At 73.3% G+C, this 1,715-nt stretch carries 2 protein-coding genes; both read right to left on the minus strand.

Annotation, left to right across the window (positions count from 1 at the left end; all coding sequences use genetic code 11):
* Positions 1-807 (minus strand): NAD(+) diphosphatase (nudC, locus tag ACFV0Q_RS41390; protein ID WP_385013250.1); only part of this gene is annotated, 807 nt, incomplete at its 3' end.
* 67 nt (positions 808-874) lie between these two features.
* A partial coding sequence (locus ACFV0Q_RS41395; protein WP_385013252.1) for a M20/M25/M40 family metallo-hydrolase occupies positions 875-1,715 on the minus strand: 841 nt, incomplete at its 5' end.

Consider the following 1,715-nt stretch of genomic DNA (forward strand, 5'->3'; position numbering starts at 1 on the left):
GCGGGCCTCCTGGATCTCCTCGCCGTCGACGGTGATCTCCGAGGTGACGGCCCGGGCGGTGAAGCCCAGCATCAGGCTGTACGGGAACGGCCAGGGCTGGCTGGCGACGTACTCGACCGTGCCGACCCTGACGCCCGCCTCCTCCCACACCTCGCGGATCACCGACTGCTCGATGGACTCGCCGGGCTCCACGAACCCGGCCAGCGTCGAGAAGCGGCCCTCCGGCCAGTGCACCTGACGGCCCAGCAGCGCGCGGTCCTGCTCGTCCGTGACCAGCATGATCACGGCCGGGTCGGTGCGCGGGTAGTGCTCGGCGCCGCAGCCCGGGCACCGGCGGATGTGCCCGGCGGCCGCGACCTTGGTGCGCTCGCCGCAGCGGGAGCAGAAGCGGTGCATGCGCTGCCAGTTCTCCAGCGCCACCGCGTGCACCATCAGCCCGGCGTCGCGCGGGGACAGCAGGAGTCCGGCCTCGCGCAGGCCGGCCGGGCGGGCCGACTGGTCCATGCGGCCCGGCAGGGAGTCCTTCTGCAGCGCGAAGTACCGTACGCCGTCGTCGTCCGTCCCCAGGAAGTAGCGGTGGGTCTCGGTGACCGGGGCCTCGAAGGCCGGGGTCATGACGATGCCGGTCCCGCCGTCGGGGGTGTCGTCGATCAGGACCTGGCCGCCGGAGACGACGAAGACGCGGGTCGTCGGGTGGCTCCAGGCCGCGGCGAGCCACGCCTCGTCGAGGCGGTGGTGCGCGGCGCGGTCGATCCCGCTGGGCGCGGCGAGCGAGATCGGGCGCTCGGGCTCGGTATGGGTGCTCACAGGTACTTCCAACTCCCCCGGTATGTGGGACAAGGCAGGCTGCTCAGGTGGCGGTGCGGCGCGTGGGTCAAGCGGTTGCGGGCTTCCCATGCGGGAAGGAAGCGGAGTCGGCGAGGTCGCCCCACAGGTAGGCGGTGGTCTCCACGCCCTTGAGGAGGAGGTCGAGCTCGACCTTCTCGTTGGGCGAGTGCCAGCCGTCGGAGGGCACGGAGATCCCGAGGAAGAGGACGGGCGCGTCCAGGACGTCCTGGAGGTCGGCCGCCGGTCCCGAGCCGCCCTCACGGGTGAAGCGGACCGGCTGCCCGAAGGCGCGGCCCATGGCACGGACGACCGACTGCAGCGCCGGGTGGTCCAGCGGGGTCAGGCAGGGCCGGGTGGGGGCGCCGAAGACGATGGAGTGCCGGATCCCGGCGGGGACCCGGGCCGCGACCCAGTCCCGGACGGCCGCCTCGACCTCGTACGGGTCCTGCCCCGACACCAACCGGAACGACAGCTTCAGGTGCGCGGAGGCGGGCACGATGGTCTTGCCGCCGGGGCCCTGGTAGCCGCCGCCGATGCCGTTGACCTCGGCGGTCGGGCGGGCCCAGACCCGCTCCAGGGTGGAGTACCCGGCCTCGCCCGCGGCCGCGTGGGACTTGGCCGTACGGAGCCACTGGGACTCGTCGAACGGCAGCTCGGCGATCAGCGCGCGCTCGGTGTCGGACAGCTCGGCGATGCCCTCGTAGAAGCCGGGGACCGTGACCTTCCCGTCCTCGTCGTGCAGGGCCGCGACGAGGCGGGCGATGGCGGTGGCCGGGTTGGGCACGGCACCGCCGAAGGCGCCCGAGTGGATGTCCTGGTCGGGCCCGTGGAACTCGATCTCGCAGTCGGCGACGCCGCGCATACCGGTGCAGACGGTGGGGGTGGTC

This window comes from Streptomyces sp. NPDC059564 (genome assembly GCF_042735575.1).
Lineage (GTDB): Bacteria > Actinomycetota > Actinomycetes > Streptomycetales > Streptomycetaceae > Streptomyces.